The sequence below is a fragment of the Nitrospira sp. genome (assembly GCA_016715825.1).
Taxonomy (GTDB): domain Bacteria; phylum Nitrospirota; class Nitrospiria; order Nitrospirales; family Nitrospiraceae; genus Nitrospira_D.
The window spans coordinates 146,077-165,630 of sequence record JADJXO010000005.1; the positions used below are offsets into that span (position 1 = coordinate 146,077).

Here is a 19,554-nt window from a genome sequence, read left to right on the forward strand (position 1 = left end):
ATGAATCACCCAAGCAGATAACGGACGATCCATTCAATTGAGATCTGTTCAGCAACATGATGGCTCATGGAAGTGTGACTACAAGATCCTTGGGATTGAACCAACACGGTCGCAGAGCGTCAAGGGAAACGATAGTGGTGGTTTTTCCACGCATGAGTAAGCGGAAGCTGCCGCGCTCGATGCGGCGCAAGATAAGATTGATTCAGGTAGACCACTCACTTGACTGAACTACTTGTATGTGAACAGACGGACCTATTGGTTGACGGCGGGTGCGAGAACTGAGGGTAGGACAGAAAGGAGTGTGGCGTTTATAAGTACTAACCCTACGTGTTCCCGGCGTGTTCTCGTGAGAGCATAATTGGCCTCAATTCCCCTCAATTGGCCTGAGCCAAACTGAAGCAGTAAAGCAGTAAAACGTCTTTACTAGAGCGATCTTTCGCTGATATGACCAAGACTTGTGGGGAAATGTCTGAACGGCTTAGGAAACCGCTGCTCTATCCAACTGAGCTACGGGGGCAAGGCCAAATTTCAATGGGTTACAGTTCTACAGAACCGGGGTCCGGGGGGCAAGGGTCCCCGGGGGGGGGCTCGGGGGGGGGTGGGGGGGGTGTGGGGGGCCCTTCAAGAAGGGCCCCCTTCCCCTTTTTTTTCCCTTGGGGTCTGGGGGGGTGGGGGGGGGCGCCCCGTGGGGGGGGGGCGGCGGGGGGGGGGGTTCCGTGTTTCGGGGGGGGGGGGGGGGGGGGGGGGGGGGGGGGGGGGGGGGGGGCTTTGGTGGGGTTTTCCCGGGTTTTTTTCCCGGGGGGGCCGGGGGGGTGGGCCCGCGCGCGCCCGCCGTTGGGCTCCGCGGTCGGCCAGCGGGCGGGGCGGGCGCTTTGGGGGCCGGGGCGGGCGGGCGCCGTCGCGCGCCGCCGGACCCCGTCCAAGCCGCCGCCGGCAAACCCCCGCCCCCCGCCCCCCCCCCGGGCCGGGGCCCGGGGAAAGGGGGGGGGGGGGGCCCGCCGGAGGAGACCCCCCCCCCCCGGGCCCGCGCGGGTGAGTCCGACTCCACGATGCGTCGCCCCGGTTCTGGGGGCCTCGGTCTGCCTGCTGAGTGGCACTGGGGTGCCTTCATCGCGCACGAGGATGGGGGGGGGGGGGGGGGGGGGGGGGCGAAGTGGGGCGGCGGCCGGGGCGCGCAACGGGGCCTGCCGCCCCCCCCGCCCCGCGCCCGCCCCCCCCCGCGGCCCCGGGGCCCCCCCCCCCCGGCCCCCCCCCCCCCCCCCCGCGGCGTCTAGTCACTGGCTAGTCGGCGCTCCAGTCCGTCGTCGTTCCCGCTTCTCAGCTCACCATAGTCCAGCTACCCACAACATCCTCCGGCGAAGACTTGCCGCTGCCGAGAGGCCTGCCAACAGGCGGGACAGAGATGGACTGTGGAATGGGTCAATCCATCGATTGATTCCATCCGCTGTTCGACGACTATTCCACAATCGGAACAGGGGCCGGTGGTGACCGAGCATGGCTTATGTTCTTGAACTCTCATGAGTCACTCGCTTGGTATTGGAGCGTACCCGTTGATTGCAGACGGCTGACATAAATGCGGTGTTTGGATTGGGTCGCATGAAGCTCCACAAACGCGTTCTCAATGACTCGCCATGAGTTCGGTGTAGTCCCCACTGAATCGTCCGCAGGCGGTTGTCCAGCGATGCCACGGTTCTTTCCAAATCCATCAGTCGCTCGTTCGTGACGACCGGTTGTTCAGGTGCGGTCATGTCTTCCTCCTTTCGAGAGCTTAGACAGCGCAATGTCGAATGACGCCAATGACGAGTCCCTCGATATGAAACTCGTCCGACGGGTGGACGATAATCGGCTGCATCGCCTCGTTGGCAGGCTGCAGTTCGATATGCGTCCCCTTCTTAAAATATCGCTTAATCGTAGCTTCACGATTGACTAACGCGACGACGGTCTGCCCGTTCTTGGCCGTCTCCTGTTTGCGCACCACCACGAGATCGCCTGGCAAGATTCCTTCGTCTTTCATGGATTCTCCCTTGACCGTGAGGGCAAAGGTGTCTCCCCCACGCAACATACTCGGCGGGACATCCACAAGTTCGGATTGCGGCACCGGGTCGATGGGGAAGCCGGCTGCCACGAGACCAGCCATAGGAATCATCGATTGTTGTCGTAATTGATCGAGCACAACCGATACGACGCCGGGAATCTTCCGCATGCCGGTTTCGTAACGCGCCACGGATACTCGGGTGGTGTGCAAGGCTTCGGCGAGCTGCTGCTGGGTGAGGCCTAATGCTTCTCGAGAGCGTTTGAGGTCTTGTGGTTTCATAATGTATCCATTGGTAACACAGATAAGGTGATCGGTCAATATGGTTGTGAGAACCGATATGGCTCTTCGTTGAAACAGTTCAACATATCGGAAACATTGATGAATATATGGGACGCAAGATATAGCGGCGGACGTTCGATCAGACGCAATGACTACAAACTAGGCAACAAGCTCTCGATTCACCGTGCGTCACTGATTGCGGCGCGGGATGAGTGATTGTGCACAGTCTTATCCCCAGAAACTGGGGAGAGCACACTCGTCATCAAGCCAGTGCAGGGATGGGGAATGGAGTTAGGTCCGTGGAATGAGGTGCACAGCACCGGCTTTGAAGGCAGCCCGTACATCGCTGCCGGCGACCAGGTTCATGTCTCGTAACGCCGACTGTGTAATAAGCGCGGTGAGAGGAAATCCGCAGTCGAGCGTCACGTGGACGAGGGCGCCTCGTGATGTGATGGTTTGTACGGTCCCCTTCAGATGATTTCTGGCACTTGTTTCCGCAGCACCGCCCAGTTCGAGTGTGACGTCTTCGGCTCGTAGACAGACGAACACGTCGGACTCGAGACTTGGTGACGCGATCGCGGTTAACGCCACGATACCGACTTGCACCGTCGCCAGTTCGTTGTGCATCTCTGTGATGGTCCCTGTCACCACGGTTTCGATCCCGACGACTCGTGCGACGTCGGCATTGGTGGGCCGACTAAAGACATCTTGCGGTGTGCCGGTCTGCACGAGACGTCCGTCGACGATCACCGCCATCTGATCACCCAGGGTAAGCGCTTCGGTCCAGTCATGCGTCACCACGATTGAGGGGATGGCCAACTGTGTGAGGAGCCGACGCAAGTCTTTGCACAGCTGAGCCCTCGTCGGCGCATCGAGTGCCGACAATGGTTCGTCGAGCAGCAACAGGCGAGGTCGTCTAGCGATCGCACGGGCCAGGGCGACCCGCTGCTGTTGTCCGCCCGAGAGCTGGGTGGGTTTCTGTTGGGCTATGGATTCAATGTGCAACAGACGCAAGACTTCGTCTACCCGAAGTTTCTTCTCCTGCGACGACAAGCCGGTCAGGCCATAGGCGATGTTCCCTTCTACGCTGTGGTGTGGAAACAGGGCATAGTCCTGTGCCATATAGCCGAGCCGGCGAGCTTGTGGTGGGACCGTCAGGTGAGCGCTGGCATCGAACCACCTCTCGTCGCCGAAGGACATGGTTCCTTCTTCGGGTTGCTCAAGACCAGCCAAACAACGGAGGATGGTCGATTTCCCAGAGCCGGATGGACCGAACAGAATCGTGACGGAAGGCGGGTCGAGCGGACATCTGAAGTGAGCCGTCATGGAGGCTCGACCGAGAAAAGTTTTCTTGAACTGTAAGGTTATTTCTGCGGCCATACCGACCAGACCCGCCGATTGACGGCATAGACCAATAAGAGCACGGCGTAGGACACGACGAGGAGGAATGCGGAGGTTGTCGCGGCACCGGCATAGTCGAGCGCCTGCACGTTATCGTAGATCTCGATCGACACGGTTCGGGTGACGCCTTCGATGTTGCCTCCCACCATCAAGACGACACCGAACTCTCCGAGAGTATGTGCGAAGCTCAGCACGACGCCGGTAATGAGTCCGGCTGTCGAGAGCGGGAGGATGAGTTTGAAGAAGGTGTGTAGCTTGGACAATCCCAGCGTCCAGGAGGCCTCGATGAGTTTCTGATCGACCTGTTCGAAGGCCGTCGCAAAGGGTTGAACTGCAAAGGGCAGGCTATAAAGAATGGAGGCTATGAGCAGTCCTTGAAAACTGAACGGCAATGTAGAGCCGGTGAGGTTGGTATAGAGTTGTCCGATCGGACTCTGCGGTCCGATCGCAACCAAGAGATAGAACCCCAAGACCGTGGGCGGCAGTACGAGCGGCAAGGCCACGATCGATTCGACCACAAACTTCCAACGCCACTTCGAATAAGCCAGCCAATAGGCAATGGGCAGGCCAATGAGCAGTAAGGCGATCGATGTCAGGCTTGCCAGCTTACAGGTCACCCAAATGGCCGTCCAATTCATCGAGACTCCGGAACAACAAACCCATACCGCGTCATAATGGCTTGCCCTTGCGGACTCTGCATGAATGCGAGGAACCGCTTCGCATGTTCTTGATGGGGCGATGACCTGAGGATCACGGCTCCTTGTTCGAGCGGCGGATGGGCTTCAGCGGGGATCTCCCAATACGTCCCTTTGTCCTTGAGGGCAGGCGCACGTGCTAACGAGAGCGCGATGATGCCGAGATCAGCGGCACCGGATTCGACGAACTGCGCGGCCTGAGAGACATTTTCTCCCAGGACCAACCGGTTTTTGGCTTCGTCGTAGGTGTTGAAATATTTCATCGCGGCGACTGCCGCGCGACCGTATGGCGCATGTTTAGGGTTTGCGATGGCGATTGTCCTGACGGAGGGATGGCGAAGCGTCTTGAGCCCTTCCGTTACGTTGAGCGGGGAGTCATGGCTGGACCACAGTACGATTCGTCCGACGGCATAGCGAGAGAGCGAGCCTGGAACGGTGAGGCCGGCTGCTTCCAATGTTCGCGGGTAGCTGATATCGGCGGAAAAATAGAGGTCGAACGGGGCGCCGTGTTGAATCTGCGCAAAAAAGTTTCCAGATGATCCCAGGGAGAGTTTCACCTGTGTAGCGGTGGCCTGCTCGAATTCTGGAATCAGCTCATTGAACGCGAAGTGTAAATCAGATGCGGCGGCAATCGTGATCTCTTCGGCACGTGCCATGTTCAGGTTCAGCGTCACGGCGAGACAGAAGAAGAGCACGAGCCGTTTCATGACAAACTCCTAGATTCGGATGCGCATTTGGACATAGACGTAATCGCTATCCTTATTTCCGCTGGACGGTAATTGAGCCAGAATCGCGGGGCTGTCGAAATGCGAGCCTTTGAACCAGTGCACATACCCGACATCGAAGTCCAGGTTGGCGGTGACGGCATGCTGGGCACGAAGCTCCACATCATGTCCGAGAGAACCACCTGATGTTCCTGTGCTATCCCGCAATCCGGAACTTCCGAAGACATCCTTGTTCTGGGCGAGGTGCCAGACACGATGTTTCACTTGCAGTGTCCAGTTTCGTGTTGGGTTCACGATGAGTCGCCAACCAGGCGAAATGAGGTTAGTCCTAAAAAATGGAAGGAAGATCCCGGTCGGCCCGTATTCAAACCGTCGGGCGCCGAACAACGTATCGAATCCTTGATCCTGGCTGTCGTCCGGCTTGTGATCTCCGCTCACGTAGTCAAAGTGAAAGACCAGTCTCGGTGTCCAAGGGAGGGTGAAGGTATATCCAAGATCGACATGTTGAAAATGAGCAACGTGATGAGTCAGCCCCCGTGTTCCGATCTGCCAGGCACTCTCCACGTCGTAATCTGGCTCTCCCGGTTTCGGATCTTTGTACAGGCGACCTCCAAACGTAGAATACGTACGATGGTTTTCCACATGGGTTACCCGCCTATCGTTCAAACCGAGATAGTAGGCGTCCACTTGAAACCATGGGAGATGGCGGCTTTCCACAGAGGTTCCCCAAAAGAGCGATTGGCTGTTCTGTTCATCAAGCCGGACATCGTCTCGGATGACCGGTTCCACGATGAACGCTCTGAAGCGCCAGATCCGGCCTTGATTGATCTGCCAATGGACCCCATCAAATGCGTTGGTGGTGTTCCGAAAATCGTTGCGTGCGATCAACCGGCGTCGGCCGAAGTCCAGCGTCATACGCCCGACATGAACATCGGTACGTAACCCTGTTCCCAAGACGTCGTTCATCGTCAACGATCCAAGAAGCTGTAGGATGTCGAACTCGTTGATTGTCGTGGTATCCCGAAAATCACCGGGAGCTCCGTCCCAATAGGCTCGTGAGTCTTGGCCCTCAAAGAGGAACCGTACGGGACCGTTCCCTCCCAATCCAAAGCGAACTCGTGAGCGAAGCGCCACCTGCGTATCCGGGCTTCCGTTTCCATTCTGCTGACTCGCTCGCCACGGGTGATCATAGGATTCGAACCGAGTCCGATGTTCGAGACCGAGGTCGAGCCAGTCTGGTAGATGCGCGGCGCTTCGCAGGTATCTGCTCCAGGCAAGCTCACGCTGTTGGATGAGCACGGCATCAGCCGGTTCAATCCAGTTCCTCCCTGTCTGAGCATCCGCCTGCTGCGTGATGCCGGAGGCCAGCTCGAGCGGGTAGGAAGTCAGTCTGGTCATAGGTCCCGGGGGCCATTGAGATGGGTCCTCGGCCAGAGCCACGCCGCCGAGGAGGCCGACCACAATCAGACTGATAGCGGCAGCAATGACTCCACATGTTTTCTTTGCTTCGGTTTGGTTCATGACATGGCAACATGACTCTTGAATATCCCATTTCAATCTGCGTGGAGCGGATGGACCTTTCCGGTTTCGCTGGTGTCGTACCCGCCTAATGCGTCGACCTCGCTTCGAAACCGACGGCTGACAAGCGTTTCAAACAGGTGTGTCAGGGTGGGGTGGGACTTCAGATAGGTTTTGGGGACGACCAGATCGTACCGGGCCGTTTGCAATGGAATGAAGTCGAGGGCGAAGAGTTGCGCCGCAGACCGGATTCCGATTCCAACGTCCGCCTGGCCCGTTACAATCGTCCTCGCGACTTCGAAATGTGTCGAGGCACGGAGGTCGTACCCCCGGATCTGCTTGGGTCTGATACCGGAAGTTCGGAGTCGTTGATCCAAGAGAAGACGCGCTCCAGACCCCTCTTCACGATTGACCAGTCTCACGGCGGGTTGAGCCAGATCGGCGGCGGTGCGAATCGATAACGGATTGCCAGGACGAACGAGGAGTCCTTCTTCCCAGCTTGCGAAGGTCACCACTTCATGACCGGAGCCCTTCAAGGTTCGCCTCAGGAACGGCATGTTGGATTCCCCGCTCCCCTGATCGAACAGATGCATGCCGGCCACGTGTACTTCACCACGCTGCAAGGCTCGGAGCGCAGCCATGCTTCCCATGGTCCAACCCACCACAGAGGTCTGTTCCTTCTGTCGTCGCAGGTGTTCACCAAGCAGAAAAATGGCTGGATCGCACCCAGCCACGGAAATTTCCTGACGGATCGCCTCACGGTCACGGGAAAGCGTCACACGGACAGTGGTACCAGACAAGGTGTCGTCTGGTTCAGTCAAGAACCCGTCGGCCTGAACTGCGAAGGAGAGTTGGTCGCCCAGTTCGCTCAGGGGCCGCACAAAGGTGTGTGTCCCGACGGTTGAGACTTTCACGCGGGCTGAACGGGGGTGTACCGTTCCATAAGGAGGGAGATGGGCGATGAACGTGCCTTCCATGAATTCTTCTGCGGGGGTAAGGCTGAACAGATCCTCCACGCGACAAGCCAAGACAGAGGCCAACTGAAGGGCAACGGTGGTCGCCGGTAAGTAGAGATTGGATTCGATGGACGAGACAGCCTGTCGGGTGATGCCTGCTCGATTGGCGAGTTCCCCCTGAGAAAGGGCTCGTTCTGTACGCACGGCCTTGAGGCGATTCAAAACCTGAGTAGTAGGCCTATCAGCTTGTGCCGAAGACTTCATGAATCCTAGTAGCAATAATATAGGACATATGTCAAGTATTACGGACATGCTGGAATCAGGATTGTGGCGTAGGTTTGAGTATTGTTCAGGCCTGACACGCTCTAGTGTGACGTCAAGTCCAGAGCCTGGTATTGCGGTATAGCTGTATAGAGGAGGGAGGCGGCGTTAAGAGCGAGGTTCGATTGGTGACTGTGACCGAATACGCTGCAGCGAGTGGATTAGAACCCATGCTCCACTGGTTGGGAGCCAGATCCATATGATCTCACTGGCAAGCACCCGGAACGCATCGGAGGTGAAAAACGCACCGAGTCCGATCGGAGACACGGCCACCGGCCGAACGGCAAAGAAATATCTGGTGGTATCGAACGGTGAGAAAAATGCCACGCCTAAGCCTCCGTCGGTCATCGCGTCCAGCACGCCATGGGAAGCGGTGCAGAGGAAGAAATAGACAAAGAGTCTGGCCTTCGCCGAAGTCGAGTGTTGCCGGTGCCACAGCATTACAAGCACGGCACTCAGGAGGCCGGCGAAGAAAAGTGAATGGGTCATGCCGCGGTGACCCCAGAGATCGCCGTAACGAATACCAAAGGACAAGCCAATGACGTCGAGATCCGGGACAATCGAGCAGGCCATGCCAAGACACAAGACCTGCCAGGTCATGATCGGATGGAGGGAGGCCTTTCCCAATGCCAGGGCCACGAACGCGTGGGAAAATGCCGATGCCATCAAGAAGCCTGTCGCATGATGAACAGTCGTTAGAGTCCGTTCTTAAATCCAACTTGCCGCCACGCCTCGTATACGACCACCGCAACGGCATTTGAAAGGTTGAGGCTTCGGCTCTCAGGGACCATCGGCACACGGATGCGCCGTTCCACCGAAAACGATTCAAGCAGTGCGGCCGGGAGGCCACGTGTTTCAGGACCGAATAGAAACGCGTCACCTTCCATATAGGCGACGTGATCATAGCGCTGCGTGTTGCGAGTCGAGACGGCGAAAAGGCGGTGAGCCTTGAGGTGGTTCGCACACTCAGTCCAATTCTCGTAGACGGCAAGCGTGGCAAACTCGTGGTAGTCCAGCCCCGCGCGCAGCAGTTGTTTGTCATCCAGCGAGAATCCTAACGGCTTGACGAGGTGTAGCCTCACGCCGGTGTTGGCGCAGAGACGGATGATATTGCCGGTGTTGGGAGGAATCTCCGGTTGATAGAGAATGACGTCGAACATCCAGGGAGGTAGTGTATCACGGGAGTAGCGCACGGCACGATGGACAGTACAACGTGGCTCTATGAATGATGAGGCTTGTACCCTTGCGGATTGAGGCTTTGCCAACGCCAGGCGTCGGCGCACATGTCGGCGAGAGTACGCTCAGCCCGCCATCCGAGTAGGGTAGTGGCTTTGCCGGGATCGGCGTAGCAGGTTGCAATATCGCCGGGTCTGCGAGGCGCAACCTTGTACACCACTTTCTTGCCGCTGCTCTGCTCGAAGGCCTGCACAATTTCTAGCACGCTGTAGCCGGTCCCGGTCCCCAGATTGACGGTCAGGCATTCCCCTGGGTATGTCCATTGTCCGAGCGCTTCCAATGCCTTGAGGTGTCCGATGGCCAAGTCCATGACGTGAATGTAATCGCGCACCCCGGTCCCGTCGGAGGTGGGGTAATCATCGCCGAAAATGTTCAGATGCGGACGAAGGCCAACCGCCACCTGCGCGACGAAGGGCATCAAGTTGTTCGGTGTGCCCTGAGGATCTTCGCCGATCAGCCCGCTTTTGTGTGCACCGACCGGATTGAAATAGCGGAGAATCCCAATGTGCCATGCGGCGTCGCTGCCCTGCAGATCACGCAGTATGTGCTCCACTGTGAGCTTGGTTTGCCCGTAGGGATTGGTAGCCGACAATGGATGATCTTCCGTTAGCGGTAGCCGTTGAGGATTGCCATATACCGTCGCGGAGGAGCTGAAGACCAGTGTCTTGATTCCGCAGATGTCCATAGCCTCTAACAACCGTAACGAGCCGACCACATTGTTGTCGTAGTAGGACAGCGGCTGCTGAACCGATTCACCAACTGCCTTGAGTCCGGCAAAATGGATGACTGCCTGTGCGCGGCTTTCTCGTAGCGCCGTCACCAGCGTGGCCTGGTCACGGATGTCGCCTTGGATCAAACGGAGTTGCTTTCCGGTGATCCGTTGCACTCGCTCAAGCGACTCTGGATGGCTGTTGCAGAAATTGTCGAACACGGTAATGTCGTATCCCGCCTGGAGTAACTCGACGCAGGTATGGGAACCGATATATCCAGCACCACCGGTGACAAGAATCATGTTTCACCTTTGCCGGCATGCTCGTTCGAGGAATCGTGTGATGTCAAGGTAGCAGATTCCGATGGGTGGTCAAGGGGGGACATGAAACCACAAAGACGCTTCGTCCCTAGCGATATCGCTGACGCTCGGCCTGATACGTTGCCCCGGTTCTTGGTATAGTGAGATCTGGAACCTTGAATCAAAAGTGACACATGATGGCATCATTTGAAAGGCAAGACTCTGTCGGTCAACCGCGATCCCGTCACGGCGTTGTAGTGGTATCCCTCGCATTGCTCATGGTGGCTTTGACCATCGGTGTCGAGGCCGAAGAAAGGCCCGAGCTATCGGTGGAACGCCTTACTGAAGAGGTCAGGGTTGCCTGGGATAATGGGGCAGTGACCGCTGGGCTCGAGCTGCTCGAGCAAGGTATTCAGGATTATCCCGATGCATCTGCGTTGCACAAATTGCGCGGAGATATTCTGTCCACGGTTCGAGACCCCAACGAGGCGGTTCAGGCCTATGATCGGGCTCTTGCGGCCGAACCCATGGCGGTCGATGTCCACTGGGCGAAGTGGGGCCTGCTGGTACGTTGGGGGAGAATGCAGGAAGCCATTGCTGAGTTGCAACGCATCGCACGAATTGAGGCCACGAATCCACTCATCCACTGGCGATTGGCACTTGAACTGCGGAAGATGGATCGATTGGAGGAATCACTGGAATCCTACAAGCGGGCCGTTGAACTGATGCCGGATTTGTTGGGGTGGCGGTTGGCCCTCGCTCGCGCCAGGTTTGACGTATTGGATTATGTCGGCGCGGATGCGGATTTACAGTATGTATTACAGCATGTGACACCGGGTTCCCCGCTAGAACTTCCAGCCAAGAACCAACTCGCCCAACTCTATGAATCGATGGACCGGGGGAGACGCTTCAAACGGGTGCTCACGCCTGATGCCACGGCAGATCAGCTGAAGGAATGGGCCTCGCTTCGGTCTGATGCGTGGAAGTTGTTCGAGGCCGGGCGCTACAACCAAGTCGAACCGGTATACCGCAAGTTGTTGGATCTCAATCCCAGTGATCCTGTTGCGACCTATCAGTTGGGACTGACCTTGATGCAATTGGATCGGTGTGAAGAGGCGGTCGATGTATTTGGGAACATGTCGAATCTCAATCCGAAAGAGGACGACTACGCAGATACGCTCTATCGGATGGGGCAGTGCTATGTCGAGCTGGAGCGGTGGGAAGAAGCCTTCATGCATTTTCAGATTTTGTATGACGCGGCCGTCGAATTTGAAGAAGCCAACAGGGGAATTGCGTTTCCGGCGGGGACCCGTGTGTTGGCAAAGGACAAAATTGCCCGGTGGCTCGACAAGGTAACGCCTCATGTTCCTGAACTGGTGAAACTGAAAGAAGAAGAGGCGAAAAGAGAGAAGGAATTGAAAGCGCGTGGTTCCCCTGTGTCGGAAGAGGCCTTCTATGCGAAGGTGCTCGAAAAGATGAAGCCGCAGGGGGCACTGGAGACCGGAGTTGCGATCGCTGGTCGCGATGCAGACTTTAGCTGGTTTCGCTATGTAATTCCAGCAGGCAAAGTGGTGCGTGATGACTTTCCCACCGGGGCTCACGAGTTCATGCCGGTGAATCCGGGAGATACGTTTCCGATCACGCAATCAGAAATCTATCTGGTGTTCAGACTTGTGTCTGATTCATTCGAGGCTGTTCCGCTCGCCGCGCGCTGTTCGCCGGAAACGCGCGAGATGACCGAAGACCCACAGACAACCGTTCAAGATCGAGTCATGACCACTTTGAGTGATCGCTCAGGCTATTTTCTCCTCACCTCTCAAAAATCCGGTTGGACACCAGGGTATTACCGTTGTGGCCTCTTCGCTGGGGAACAAACCTCCGCCTATTCATATGTGGACGAAGTCAGGTTTCGGATCGTTGAACCGCACCGACCCTGATGACTCGTTCAGCCAGACCTTGGGAGAAGCCCCTTGGATCTGTGCAATCACGTGGGTAGTCATCGCCCTGCTACTTCCCTGACCTAAAGAGCTGAGTAAGGAGCTGATCGTGACTGATTTCAAAATGAGTTGCCACATCAACAAGAATCGCCGAAAGCGTCCCGATACGGAGCGGTGAATGTTGTGGGATTGTTCCGTGGTGAGGCGGAGATGGCTACCGGTCTGGCGAGTGATGGAATACCTGAGTTGGCGAAGTGCTTGGGCGAGGTCGTTTCCCGACAGATCGCGGGGAAGCCTCATACCGCGATGACTTCTTCGCGGACATGGTGAAGGCGAATAACCTTTGGGCTCATCCTTTCCTCAAAGTGACAGCGGACTGCGTCTCTGACCTTTTCGGGTAGCTCAGCGAGGGTATCGGATTCAGTAAAGATTGATTGACCGGGTGCGTGCGCAATAAAGCCGCCCTCGGGGGCTTCTTCGACAACGAAGATCAGTTCATTCATCACTACCCCTCACAAGGTATGATCGTGCACATCGTAGCCCTGTGCCATCAGGTTATCCAGTCCTGCTGGATAACGAGCGGCCTACTACCCGATCACGTTCTTAAGGAGTCAAGTACATTGCTGTTGACTACCGAAGAGGGTACAAGAATATCCCTGGGGGGGCGTCATCGGCATGTACGGACTGGATCACCCCACCTCACATTGGCTCCAAACCGCATTGGGGTTGCTCGTAACCGGGATGGCGGCCCAAGGCTATGTGCTCTAAGGCTCGATCAAACGGATGCAGCAACTGAATTCCTGATCAGGATTCCTTCTGGTGATGGGCTCAACGAGGAGTATCTGTAGTACCTGCGACAAATTCACCCTCACGTGCCTCTTCCACGACAAAGACTAATTTGCTCATTAGTAGGCCTTATGAAGCATGTCTTGCTCATCGTAGTCCCATATCCTCATGTTGCAGGGTAGTCCTGTGGGCGATCTTCGAAACAGTGAGTATGGTGCTATCGAAGAAACGAGAAAGAAGAATAGGCTGCCGCCGGGGGAACCCTGTCAACGAAGGTCAATCCGTTGGGGGGGATCGTCCCACTCTGCGGGTTGGAGGCCAAGTGTATAATATCCCCGCTTTTTGTCCCTGCTCTTATGCTGACGATTGAATCTTGAAGGGGGCCCACGGACACGTTACTATCATTCGGCTGTTCCACTAGTTTTTGGCAAAAAAGCTTGAGGGCCTCGTGGCAGATAACCAGTTCAATCCATCAATTTCAACACAAGGTATACAGCTTCCACTGATTGCGCCCCTACGACGCCCACTTCCAATTACAGCAATTGAGCCGAAAGGCGTCGTGTACACAAAACGATGGGTTGTTGAACTACTACTCGATTTGAGCGGCTACACCCAGGATAAGAATCTGGTGGACAGCCTGGCAATCGAACCAGCGGCTGGAGATGGCGCGTTTCTTGGTCCCATGATTGAGCGCCTAGTGAAATCGTGTCAGAAACTCGGTCGATCGTTATCGGAGTGCCAAAACTCCCTACTCGCATATGAGCTGGATGAGAAGAGTGCGGCTCGTGCGCGTGCTGTCATCCAAGAACTCCTCAAGGATCATGGGGCGAAGAGCCCCCTGGCGAAGAGACTGGCCGACGCGTGGGTAGTAAACGGGGATTACCTTTTGGATGTCGAGACGAGACAAGCCGATTTCATTATTGGCAATCCTCCGTACGTACGTCTTGAGGATATTCCAGAAGAGACCGCCTCCGTCTACCGAAGTGCGTATCCCACGATGCGCGGGCGAGCAGACCTTTATGTGGCATTCTTTGAAGCCGCACTTCGGGAATTGAAAACGGGCGGGGTATGCGCCTTTATCTGCGCTGATCGATGGATGCGTAACCAATATGGAGCCGAACTACGCCAACTTATAAGTTCGGCGTACAGCGTTGAAATACTCCTGAGCATGCACCATGCCAATGCGTTCGATGATGACGTAGATGCCTATCCTGCAATCACGGTGATCCGATACACAACACAACGGTCAACTATTGTGGCAAGTGCCGATCAGGATGCCGAACACGTTCAGCCAGGACGATTGGCCACAACGCTCCAGACAACCAGTCAAGCCATCCTCCCCACGGCATCCATCGAGCCGTCGTAGACGCATGGTTCAAAGGATCAGACCCCTGGCCCTGCCATTCGCCAGAACAGCTGGCACTCCTCCGACGACTGGAAGATCAGTTTCCTCTTCTCGAAATGAATGCCAAAGTGGGAATCGGCGTGGCCACTGGAAACGATCGTGTTTACATTACGACAGATGCAGAGCTGGTGGAGCCGTCCCGCCTCTTAAAACTTGCGCTAGCAAAGGACCTGACGGGCGGAACAGTGATATCGTCCGGGCACTATCTGGTAAATCCATGGAATGAAGATGGGCTGGTCAATCTGAGGGCGTATCCGAAGTTGCAAGCCTATTACGAGCAGCATGCGGTCGCCCTGAAGAGACGTCACACGGCGGAGAGAAGTGTTGACAACTGGTACAAAACGATTGACCGCGTCAACCACACGCTTATCTATACACATAAACTGTATATTCCAGATATTAAGAACATCCTCGAGCCGGTCTTAGATCGGGGTGAAACATATCCTCACCACAATCTGTATTTCATTCAGTCGGATGAATGGGACCTGGAAATACTTGGTGGCATCCTGCTATCGAAGGTGGGACAGTTTTTTGTCGAATCCTATGGAGTCCGCATGCGAGGGGGCTACTTACGCTTCCAAGCGCAATACCTACGCCGCATTCGAGTCCCTGCGCCAAGGTCCCTGTCCAAACTACAGTCACATGAATTGAGAGACGCCTTCCGCCTTCGTGATAGGGCTCGTGCAAGCCAAGCAGCATTGGATCTTTATGGAATTAATGCTCGTACGTTGGAGGCCGCGCTTGAACATTGACAAGAGATTGCAAGCCGCCGTCCAGAGCTACTGGGATGCCCGCAGGAAAAATAAAGAGAAGCAGGTTAAGTCAGGCAAAATTGATGCCGGAACCAGAGGTGAGGTCACAGGAGGCACTCAGATGGGTGCCCTGGAGGTCTTGGTTTCTGACATCTTATGCGAAGCCGGATTGGAAAAGGTCGATATCCGCACAAGGACCGCGCTTGAGCTACCAGGGTATTTCAGGGCCACAAAAAAGTGGGATCTCATCGTCGTCTCCAACGGTGCATTGGTCTTGGCGATGGAGTTTAAGTCTCAAGCCGGTAAATCGATCGGCAACAATGTGAACAATCGTTCGGAAGGAGCAGTAGGCAGTGCCAAAGATATTTGGACAGCTTTCCGGGAAGGCCGCTTTGGTCAAGCGCCTCCTCCATTCCTCGGCTATCTGTTCCTCTTTGAAGATCGTGACAATGTCAAAATTTCTGTTGCCAACAAGGAACCATACTTCCAGGTAGACCCTGAATTCCGTGGAGAAGCACATTCCAAGAATACAACAGCCCTCCGACAATACAAGGGAGTCTCCTACAGCAAGCGCTACGAGTTACTTTGTCGCCGCTTGGTGCTGGAGCGGCTCTACACCTCAGCCTGTTTCATGATGGCCACGAACTCACCGAAGACAAAAATCACACAGCCGGCTGAAGACCTCAACTTTCGACGCTTCGTGGCTGCCTTACGAGGCCACGTCGTCACCTTCTTGGGGAGCCGTGCAAGATAGGAGTGCTGTTCTTTAACCTCTCCAGCAGTAACAATCAAACAAGGGCGTCGAACTGGTCGGTCGTTTACGGTAATTTGTGTCAAGAGCAAGTCTGGCATGCATATTGACTTGTAGGTTCTCGGGCAAGGCGATCAACACCTGATGAGTGTAGTTGGAAGGCTTAGGGTTTCTTTGCCACCACCTTGCCGTTTTCCCACACGTAGATCGGCGTCCCATACATCTTGGCGGTTTTCCGAGCCGCTTTCGCCGCTCGGCGAAGTGCGCGGCCGACAGCTTCCGAAAAGGCTTTCGTCCATTTTTTGCGTGGTGCTTTCCTCATGGGCCTTCCTCAAGTAGGCGAGGAGCGTCGCCAGAATTCTCGTAGACCGACCAGGTATCTGCCAGTGGTCGATAGAGCGTACAAAAATTCCTCCAGCTTCGATGGAAACGTCGTATCACATCGCTACGTGGGACATTATGTCCACCTTGCTCAACCCTGGTAGCGACGCGTTGTAGCGCAAGTTTGGATGATGACAGTGAAAGAAAAACAATTCTGATCGTATACCCTGTTGCCTTCCAGCTCTGCAACAGATGAAGGTAGGTTTTTCCGCTCAATGTGCTTTCAAATGCAAAACTCTTCCGCGCGCCGGCCAAACGAGTGAGTTCCTGGAGGACAAGACGACCGGCTTGCCGCGCGGCCAGTTCTGGCCGGAGAGGCGAAAGCCCACTGGCAATGAGGTCGGCATTTACGAAATGGATGACGCCCTCCTCGCGAAGTAGGAATTCTTTCGCGAACGTAGTCTTCCCCGAGCCGTTGGGCCCGGCAATATGATGCAACGAGGGTGTCGAGCTGGTCGGTCGCCCACTTTCACAATCAGCCAGCGACAGGCTGCTGATAATCCACTTCGATGGTAAAGCCGAGGTCCTCGATCATGCCCCAGACTTCGGGGGCCGGTGCGCCTGGGGTCGTCAGGTAGCCATTCACGAAGACGGAGTCTGCCGGATACAGCGCCAGGGGCTGGAGGCTGCGCAGATTATGCTCTCGGCCACCCGCAATTCGAATTTCTGTCCGAGGATGAAGGAATCGGAAGAGGCAGAGCACTTTGAGACAGCGCTGAGGCGTGAGGTTGTCGGCCTGTCCCAATGGGGTGCCGGAGACTGGGGTGAGCATGTTCAAGGGGATGGAGTCCGGTTTGATGTCTTGCAAGGCCGTGGCCAGCTCGATCAGGTCTTCGTCTGACTCACCCATGCCAACGATGCCCCCGGAGCAAATTTCTAGCCCTGCCGCACGCGCGTTCTTGATTGTCGCCAGCCGGTCTTGAAACGTATGGGTCGTGCAGATAGAGGCATGAAAGGCTTCGCTGGTGTTCAAATTGTGATTCACACGGTCGACACCGGCGGCTTTGAGCCGCTTGGCTTGGGATTCGCTCATCAGGCCGAGGGAACAGCAGATTTGAATCGGCACGTCCTGTTTGATGGATCGTACAGCACCAGCGATTTCATCGATTTCCCGATCCAAGGGGCTGCGCCCGCTGATGACGATGCAATAGCGCTGAGCTTTGGAGGCAGCAGCTTGCCGGGCGCCCTCGATCATCTGCTTCTGTGGGAGGAGGTTGTATCGTTCGATCGGTGCCGTTGAAATCGACGACTGCGAACAGTAGTGGCAGTCTTCTTGGCAGGCCCCGCTTTTTGCGTTTTGGAGCATCTGCAGACGGACCGTACGACCGAAGTATTTGGATCGGACTTGAAAGGCTGCGTGTAACAACGCGAGGAGATCATCATTCGGTGTCTCCAAGACAGATCGGCATTCTGCCCTGGTAAGAGGTTCGTCGTTCAGCGCTTTGTCTGCTAACGGCATGTGGCTCATGAAGTCCTCGAAAATAGTTGCGATGTTCCAGATGATCCGCTGGTGTTCTGATCCATTGAATCGAGAGGGGATGCCCACACACTCGCTAAGTCCACTCGTCAGCGGATATTGGCCGAAAACCTACACGGTTTCAAACGGAGAAGCAATGCCCCCATAGGGGACGGATGGAACGGACGAGGGTTCGCCTTCCGGAGGTGCTTCGACCCGGGTCGCCTCAAGCCAGGGGAGGGCGGTGAGTGTATTCCACTTGGCGCAACGGCGGCATCGGCCCGTCCATTCGACGGCTTCCTGTTGACATTGGGTGCAGATATAGGGAACCACGACCCGTTTTTTGAAACTCAGCGCCTTTTTCAAGGCCACAATGGCGTCTTCGAAATGTTGCTTGCGCAAATAGAGGTTGGCCATGATCTTGTGGTAATCCAACAGGTGATCTTGCGGGCCCTCAATCGTCGAAAGCAGGTCGAAGGCTTCATCCACCATTTCCAGGCGGTAATAGAGCTTGCCGAGATAGAATTGCAGGACGGGATCCTGTGGACTCTGTTGCAAGGCGTCCTGATAGACGCGGATGATTTCGCTCGGTTCGCCTTGATCCAAAAACAGCTCTTCCAGTCGGTGCAGAATGATGACACTTCGCGTTCGGGAGTAGACTTTTTTCAAGATTTCGACGGCGTCTTTGGTTTTCCCTTCATGGAGCAGAATTTCACCCAACCCGATGTAGGCAGGAAGAAAACTACGGTCCTTTTTGATGGCGCCTCTGAAGTACCGACGAGCTTTATCGGGGTGTCCACGTTCGAGTAGTTGCCGTCCCACTTCATACATGCATCCAACCAACCGCGCCGCTTCCGGCTGCTTGTCGGTGGCGGGAAGATTGGCTTTGACCAAGCGATGCTGAATCTCAAGCGCCTCGCCCCAGCGCTCCATCCTGATATTGAGATCGCGTCTACGGATCAATGCCGTCAAGTTATCCGGCTCGATCTTGAGAATCTTCTGAAGCGTCTGGAGGGCTTCTTCGTATCGTTTGGCTTCTTCCAAATCCTTGGCAAGTTCCAGTAAGACCTCGATGTTTCGATCTTCTACCCGGTGTGCGTGTTGATGGAGTCGAACAGCCTCGGGGAAATTGTGCTCGGAGCGATAGACGTTTCCCAACCAGAGGAGTGAATCGACGCGATTCGGATCGATGGCGAGCGCCTTTTCAAATAAGGTGATCGCCTCCGAGGTCCGCTTCGACATGAACGCATGAGTTCCGTCTCGATGCAGCGAGTCGACCTTCTCTTTTCGACGAACCAGACGGCTGCTCCGCCAGTTCAGGATGAGGTGCGCGGTCTGTTGGAGGCCGACGGCGAAGGTGGCGAGGACGGCTCCGAATGCCATGGAAATCAGCATAAGGGTCACCGGGCTCAGTTCAAACTCGGTGCCTGGGCTTGTATGAATGACGACAAACCCTGGGTTGAGTTCACGGAAGTAACTGTAGATGAACAGCCCCGCGCTGATGAGGAAAATGCTGATCAGGAGTTTGAACATAGCCTACACCGTCTTTTGCGGGTTCGCTTTCCGGACGAGGCGTCGTTTGGGTGGGGTGATGACGGCCGACGATTCGTCAGGAACAGGAACTCGTTGCGCGTCGCTCCACAGACGCTCAAGCGCATAGTGCGCACGAGAATCTTGTCTCATGACGTGGGCAACGACATCGCCAAAGTCGATCAGGACCCATTGGCCGGAGGAGGTTCCTTCGACGCTCAGTGGTCGTTGACCTACACGAGAGAGTTCGTCGACAATGGAGTCGGCAACGGCGCGGGTCTGTCTGTCGGATTCTGCCGACCCAATAACCAAGTAATCAGCGATCGACGTAAGCGGGGCAACGTGGAGGACTTGTACATCCAAGGCCTTTTTATCGAGCAT

The 19,554-nt window shown here is 55.9% G+C and carries 20 protein-coding genes; 4 read left to right on the forward strand and 16 right to left on the reverse strand.

Features of this window, described 5'->3' with window-relative positions; translation table 11 throughout:
• Positions 1 to 1,499: 1,499 nt before the first annotated feature.
• The 10 genes from IPM58_12995 to galE all read right to left on the reverse strand — a co-directional run bounded on the left by IPM58_12995 (position 1,500) and on the right by galE (position 10,178).
• The gene (locus IPM58_12995; protein MBK9307968.1) at positions 1,500 to 1,748 is read right to left on the reverse strand and encodes a hypothetical protein; all 249 of its coding nucleotides are present in this window, start codon (positions 1,746 to 1,748) and stop codon (positions 1,500 to 1,502) included.
• Positions 1,749 to 1,768: 20 nt separating this feature from the next.
• Positions 1,769 to 2,314 carry a repressor LexA gene (gene lexA / locus IPM58_13000; GenBank protein ID MBK9307969.1) on the reverse strand — a complete coding sequence of 182 codons (546 nt, stop codon included), beginning with the start codon at positions 2,312 to 2,314 and terminating at the stop codon, positions 1,769 to 1,771.
• A gap of 291 nt (positions 2,315 to 2,605) precedes the next feature.
• A complete protein-coding gene (locus IPM58_13005; protein MBK9307970.1) occupies positions 2,606 to 3,694 on the reverse strand; it encodes an ABC transporter ATP-binding protein in 1,089 nt (362 codons plus the stop codon).
• Positions 3,679 to 4,353 carry a molybdate ABC transporter permease subunit gene (modB, locus tag IPM58_13010; protein ID MBK9307971.1) on the reverse strand — a complete coding sequence of 225 codons (675 nt, stop codon included), beginning with the start codon at positions 4,351 to 4,353 and terminating at the stop codon, positions 3,679 to 3,681. The genes IPM58_13005 and modB overlap by 16 nt, the downstream gene beginning before the upstream one ends.
• Positions 4,350 to 5,117 (reverse strand): molybdate ABC transporter substrate-binding protein, encoded by a 768-nt coding sequence (modA, locus tag IPM58_13015; GenBank protein ID MBK9307972.1) that lies wholly within the window; start codon positions 5,115 to 5,117, stop codon positions 4,350 to 4,352. The genes modB and modA overlap by 4 nt, the downstream gene beginning before the upstream one ends.
• 9 nt (positions 5,118 to 5,126) lie before the next feature.
• Complete coding sequence (locus tag IPM58_13020) at positions 5,127 to 6,656, reverse strand: alginate export family protein (GenBank protein ID MBK9307973.1); 1,530 nt, start codon at positions 6,654 to 6,656, stop codon at positions 5,127 to 5,129.
• A 32-nt stretch (positions 6,657 to 6,688) separates the two neighbouring features.
• A complete protein-coding gene (locus IPM58_13025) occupies positions 6,689 to 7,873 on the reverse strand; it encodes a helix-turn-helix domain-containing protein (protein MBK9307974.1) in 1,185 nt (394 codons plus the stop codon).
• Between the two features lie 165 nt (positions 7,874 to 8,038).
• Positions 8,039 to 8,596: a metal-dependent hydrolase gene (locus IPM58_13030; GenBank protein MBK9307975.1), complete on the reverse strand. Its 558-nt coding sequence runs from the start codon at positions 8,594 to 8,596 to the stop codon at positions 8,039 to 8,041.
• Between the two features lie 29 nt (positions 8,597 to 8,625).
• On the reverse strand, positions 8,626 to 9,090 hold the full coding sequence (trmL, locus tag IPM58_13035) for a tRNA (uridine(34)/cytosine(34)/5-carboxymethylaminomethyluridine(34)-2'-O)-methyltransferase TrmL (protein ID MBK9307976.1): 465 nt from the start codon (positions 9,088 to 9,090) through the stop codon (positions 8,626 to 8,628).
• Positions 9,091 to 9,149: 59 nt separating this feature from the next.
• The gene (gene galE / locus IPM58_13040) at positions 9,150 to 10,178 is read right to left on the reverse strand and encodes a UDP-glucose 4-epimerase GalE (protein MBK9307977.1); all 1,029 of its coding nucleotides are present in this window, start codon (positions 10,176 to 10,178) and stop codon (positions 9,150 to 9,152) included.
• A 191-nt stretch (positions 10,179 to 10,369) separates the two neighbouring features.
• On the opposite strand from galE, the gene IPM58_13045 reads away from it, so the two are divergent.
• Positions 10,370 to 12,112: a tetratricopeptide repeat protein gene (locus tag IPM58_13045; protein ID MBK9307978.1), complete on the forward strand. Its 1,743-nt coding sequence runs from the start codon at positions 10,370 to 10,372 to the stop codon at positions 12,110 to 12,112.
• 296 nt (positions 12,113 to 12,408) lie between these two features.
• On the opposite strand, the gene IPM58_13050 is transcribed toward IPM58_13045, so the two are convergent.
• Positions 12,409 to 12,615: a 2-oxoisovalerate dehydrogenase gene (locus IPM58_13050; GenBank protein ID MBK9307979.1), complete on the reverse strand. Its 207-nt coding sequence runs from the start codon at positions 12,613 to 12,615 to the stop codon at positions 12,409 to 12,411.
• A 731-nt stretch (positions 12,616 to 13,346) separates the two neighbouring features.
• On the opposite strand from IPM58_13050, the gene IPM58_13055 reads away from it, so the two are divergent.
• From IPM58_13055 to IPM58_13065, 3 genes are all read left to right on the forward strand, one after another.
• On the forward strand, positions 13,347 to 14,264 hold the full coding sequence (locus tag IPM58_13055) for an Eco57I restriction-modification methylase domain-containing protein (protein ID MBK9307980.1): 918 nt from the start codon (positions 13,347 to 13,349) through the stop codon (positions 14,262 to 14,264).
• Positions 14,265 to 14,359: 95 nt separating this feature from the next.
• Positions 14,360 to 15,055 carry a hypothetical protein gene (locus tag IPM58_13060; GenBank protein MBK9307981.1) on the forward strand — a complete coding sequence of 232 codons (696 nt, stop codon included), beginning with the start codon at positions 14,360 to 14,362 and terminating at the stop codon, positions 15,053 to 15,055.
• Positions 15,045 to 15,809, forward strand: coding sequence for a restriction endonuclease (locus IPM58_13065; GenBank protein ID MBK9307982.1), 765 nt, complete (start codon positions 15,045 to 15,047; stop codon positions 15,807 to 15,809). The genes IPM58_13060 and IPM58_13065 overlap by 11 nt, the downstream gene beginning before the upstream one ends.
• A 160-nt stretch (positions 15,810 to 15,969) precedes the next feature.
• Here IPM58_13065 and IPM58_13070 read toward each other — a convergent pair whose 3' ends face one another.
• The 5 genes from IPM58_13070 to rsfS form a co-directional block, all read right to left on the reverse strand.
• A complete protein-coding gene (locus IPM58_13070) occupies positions 15,970 to 16,128 on the reverse strand; it encodes a hypothetical protein (protein MBK9307983.1) in 159 nt (52 codons plus the stop codon).
• Positions 16,125 to 16,670 carry a zeta toxin family protein gene (locus tag IPM58_13075; protein ID MBK9307984.1) on the reverse strand — a complete coding sequence of 182 codons (546 nt, stop codon included), beginning with the start codon at positions 16,668 to 16,670 and terminating at the stop codon, positions 16,125 to 16,127. Before IPM58_13075 ends, IPM58_13070 begins: the two co-directional genes overlap by 4 nt.
• On the reverse strand, positions 16,663 to 17,655 hold the full coding sequence (bioB, locus tag IPM58_13080) for a biotin synthase BioB (protein MBK9307985.1): 993 nt from the start codon (positions 17,653 to 17,655) through the stop codon (positions 16,663 to 16,665). Before bioB ends, IPM58_13075 begins: the two co-directional genes overlap by 8 nt.
• A 120-nt stretch (positions 17,656 to 17,775) precedes the next feature.
• The gene (locus tag IPM58_13085) at positions 17,776 to 19,176 is read right to left on the reverse strand and encodes a tetratricopeptide repeat protein (GenBank protein ID MBK9307986.1); all 1,401 of its coding nucleotides are present in this window, start codon (positions 19,174 to 19,176) and stop codon (positions 17,776 to 17,778) included.
• Between the two features lie 3 nt (positions 19,177 to 19,179).
• The gene (gene rsfS, locus IPM58_13090) at positions 19,180 to 19,554 is read right to left on the reverse strand and encodes a ribosome silencing factor (GenBank protein MBK9307987.1); all 375 of its coding nucleotides are present in this window, start codon (positions 19,552 to 19,554) and stop codon (positions 19,180 to 19,182) included.

Bases quoted from the DNA above. Each gene is read 5' to 3' on its own strand.
- galE (MBK9307977.1), bottom strand. From the start codon at position 10,178: ATGATTCTTGTCACCGGTGGTGCTGGATATATCGGTTCCCATACCTGC.
- lexA (MBK9307969.1), bottom strand. From the start codon at position 2,314: ATGAAACCACAAGACCTCAAACGCTCTCGAGAAGCATTAGGCCTCACC.
- IPM58_13020 (MBK9307973.1), bottom strand. From the start codon at position 6,656: ATGAACCAAACCGAAGCAAAGAAAACATGTGGAGTCATTGCTGCCGCT.
- IPM58_13030 (MBK9307975.1), bottom strand. From the start codon at position 8,596: ATGGCATCGGCATTTTCCCACGCGTTCGTGGCCCTGGCATTGGGAAAG.
- IPM58_13045 (MBK9307978.1), top strand. From the start codon at position 10,370: ATGATGGCATCATTTGAAAGGCAAGACTCTGTCGGTCAACCGCGATCC.
- IPM58_13005 (MBK9307970.1), bottom strand. From the start codon at position 3,694: ATGGCCGCAGAAATAACCTTACAGTTCAAGAAAACTTTTCTCGGTCGA.
- IPM58_13025 (MBK9307974.1), bottom strand. From the start codon at position 7,873: ATGAAGTCTTCGGCACAAGCTGATAGGCCTACTACTCAGGTTTTGAAT.
- IPM58_13070 (MBK9307983.1), bottom strand. From the start codon at position 16,128: ATGAGGAAAGCACCACGCAAAAAATGGACGAAAGCCTTTTCGGAAGCT.
- bioB (MBK9307985.1), bottom strand. From the start codon at position 17,655: ATGAGCCACATGCCGTTAGCAGACAAAGCGCTGAACGACGAACCTCTT.
- trmL (MBK9307976.1), bottom strand. From the start codon at position 9,090: ATGTTCGACGTCATTCTCTATCAACCGGAGATTCCTCCCAACACCGGC.
- IPM58_13060 (MBK9307981.1), top strand. From the start codon at position 14,360: ATGAATGCCAAAGTGGGAATCGGCGTGGCCACTGGAAACGATCGTGTT.
- IPM58_12995 (MBK9307968.1), bottom strand. From the start codon at position 1,748: ATGACCGCACCTGAACAACCGGTCGTCACGAACGAGCGACTGATGGAT.
- modA (MBK9307972.1), bottom strand. From the start codon at position 5,117: ATGAAACGGCTCGTGCTCTTCTTCTGTCTCGCCGTGACGCTGAACCTG.
- IPM58_13050 (MBK9307979.1), bottom strand. From the start codon at position 12,615: ATGAATGAACTGATCTTCGTTGTCGAAGAAGCCCCCGAGGGCGGCTTT.
- rsfS (MBK9307987.1), bottom strand. From the start codon at position 19,554: ATGCTCGATAAAAAGGCCTTGGATGTACAAGTCCTCCACGTTGCCCCG.
- modB (MBK9307971.1), bottom strand. From the start codon at position 4,353: ATGAATTGGACGGCCATTTGGGTGACCTGTAAGCTGGCAAGCCTGACA.
- IPM58_13085 (MBK9307986.1), bottom strand. From the start codon at position 19,176: ATGTTCAAACTCCTGATCAGCATTTTCCTCATCAGCGCGGGGCTGTTC.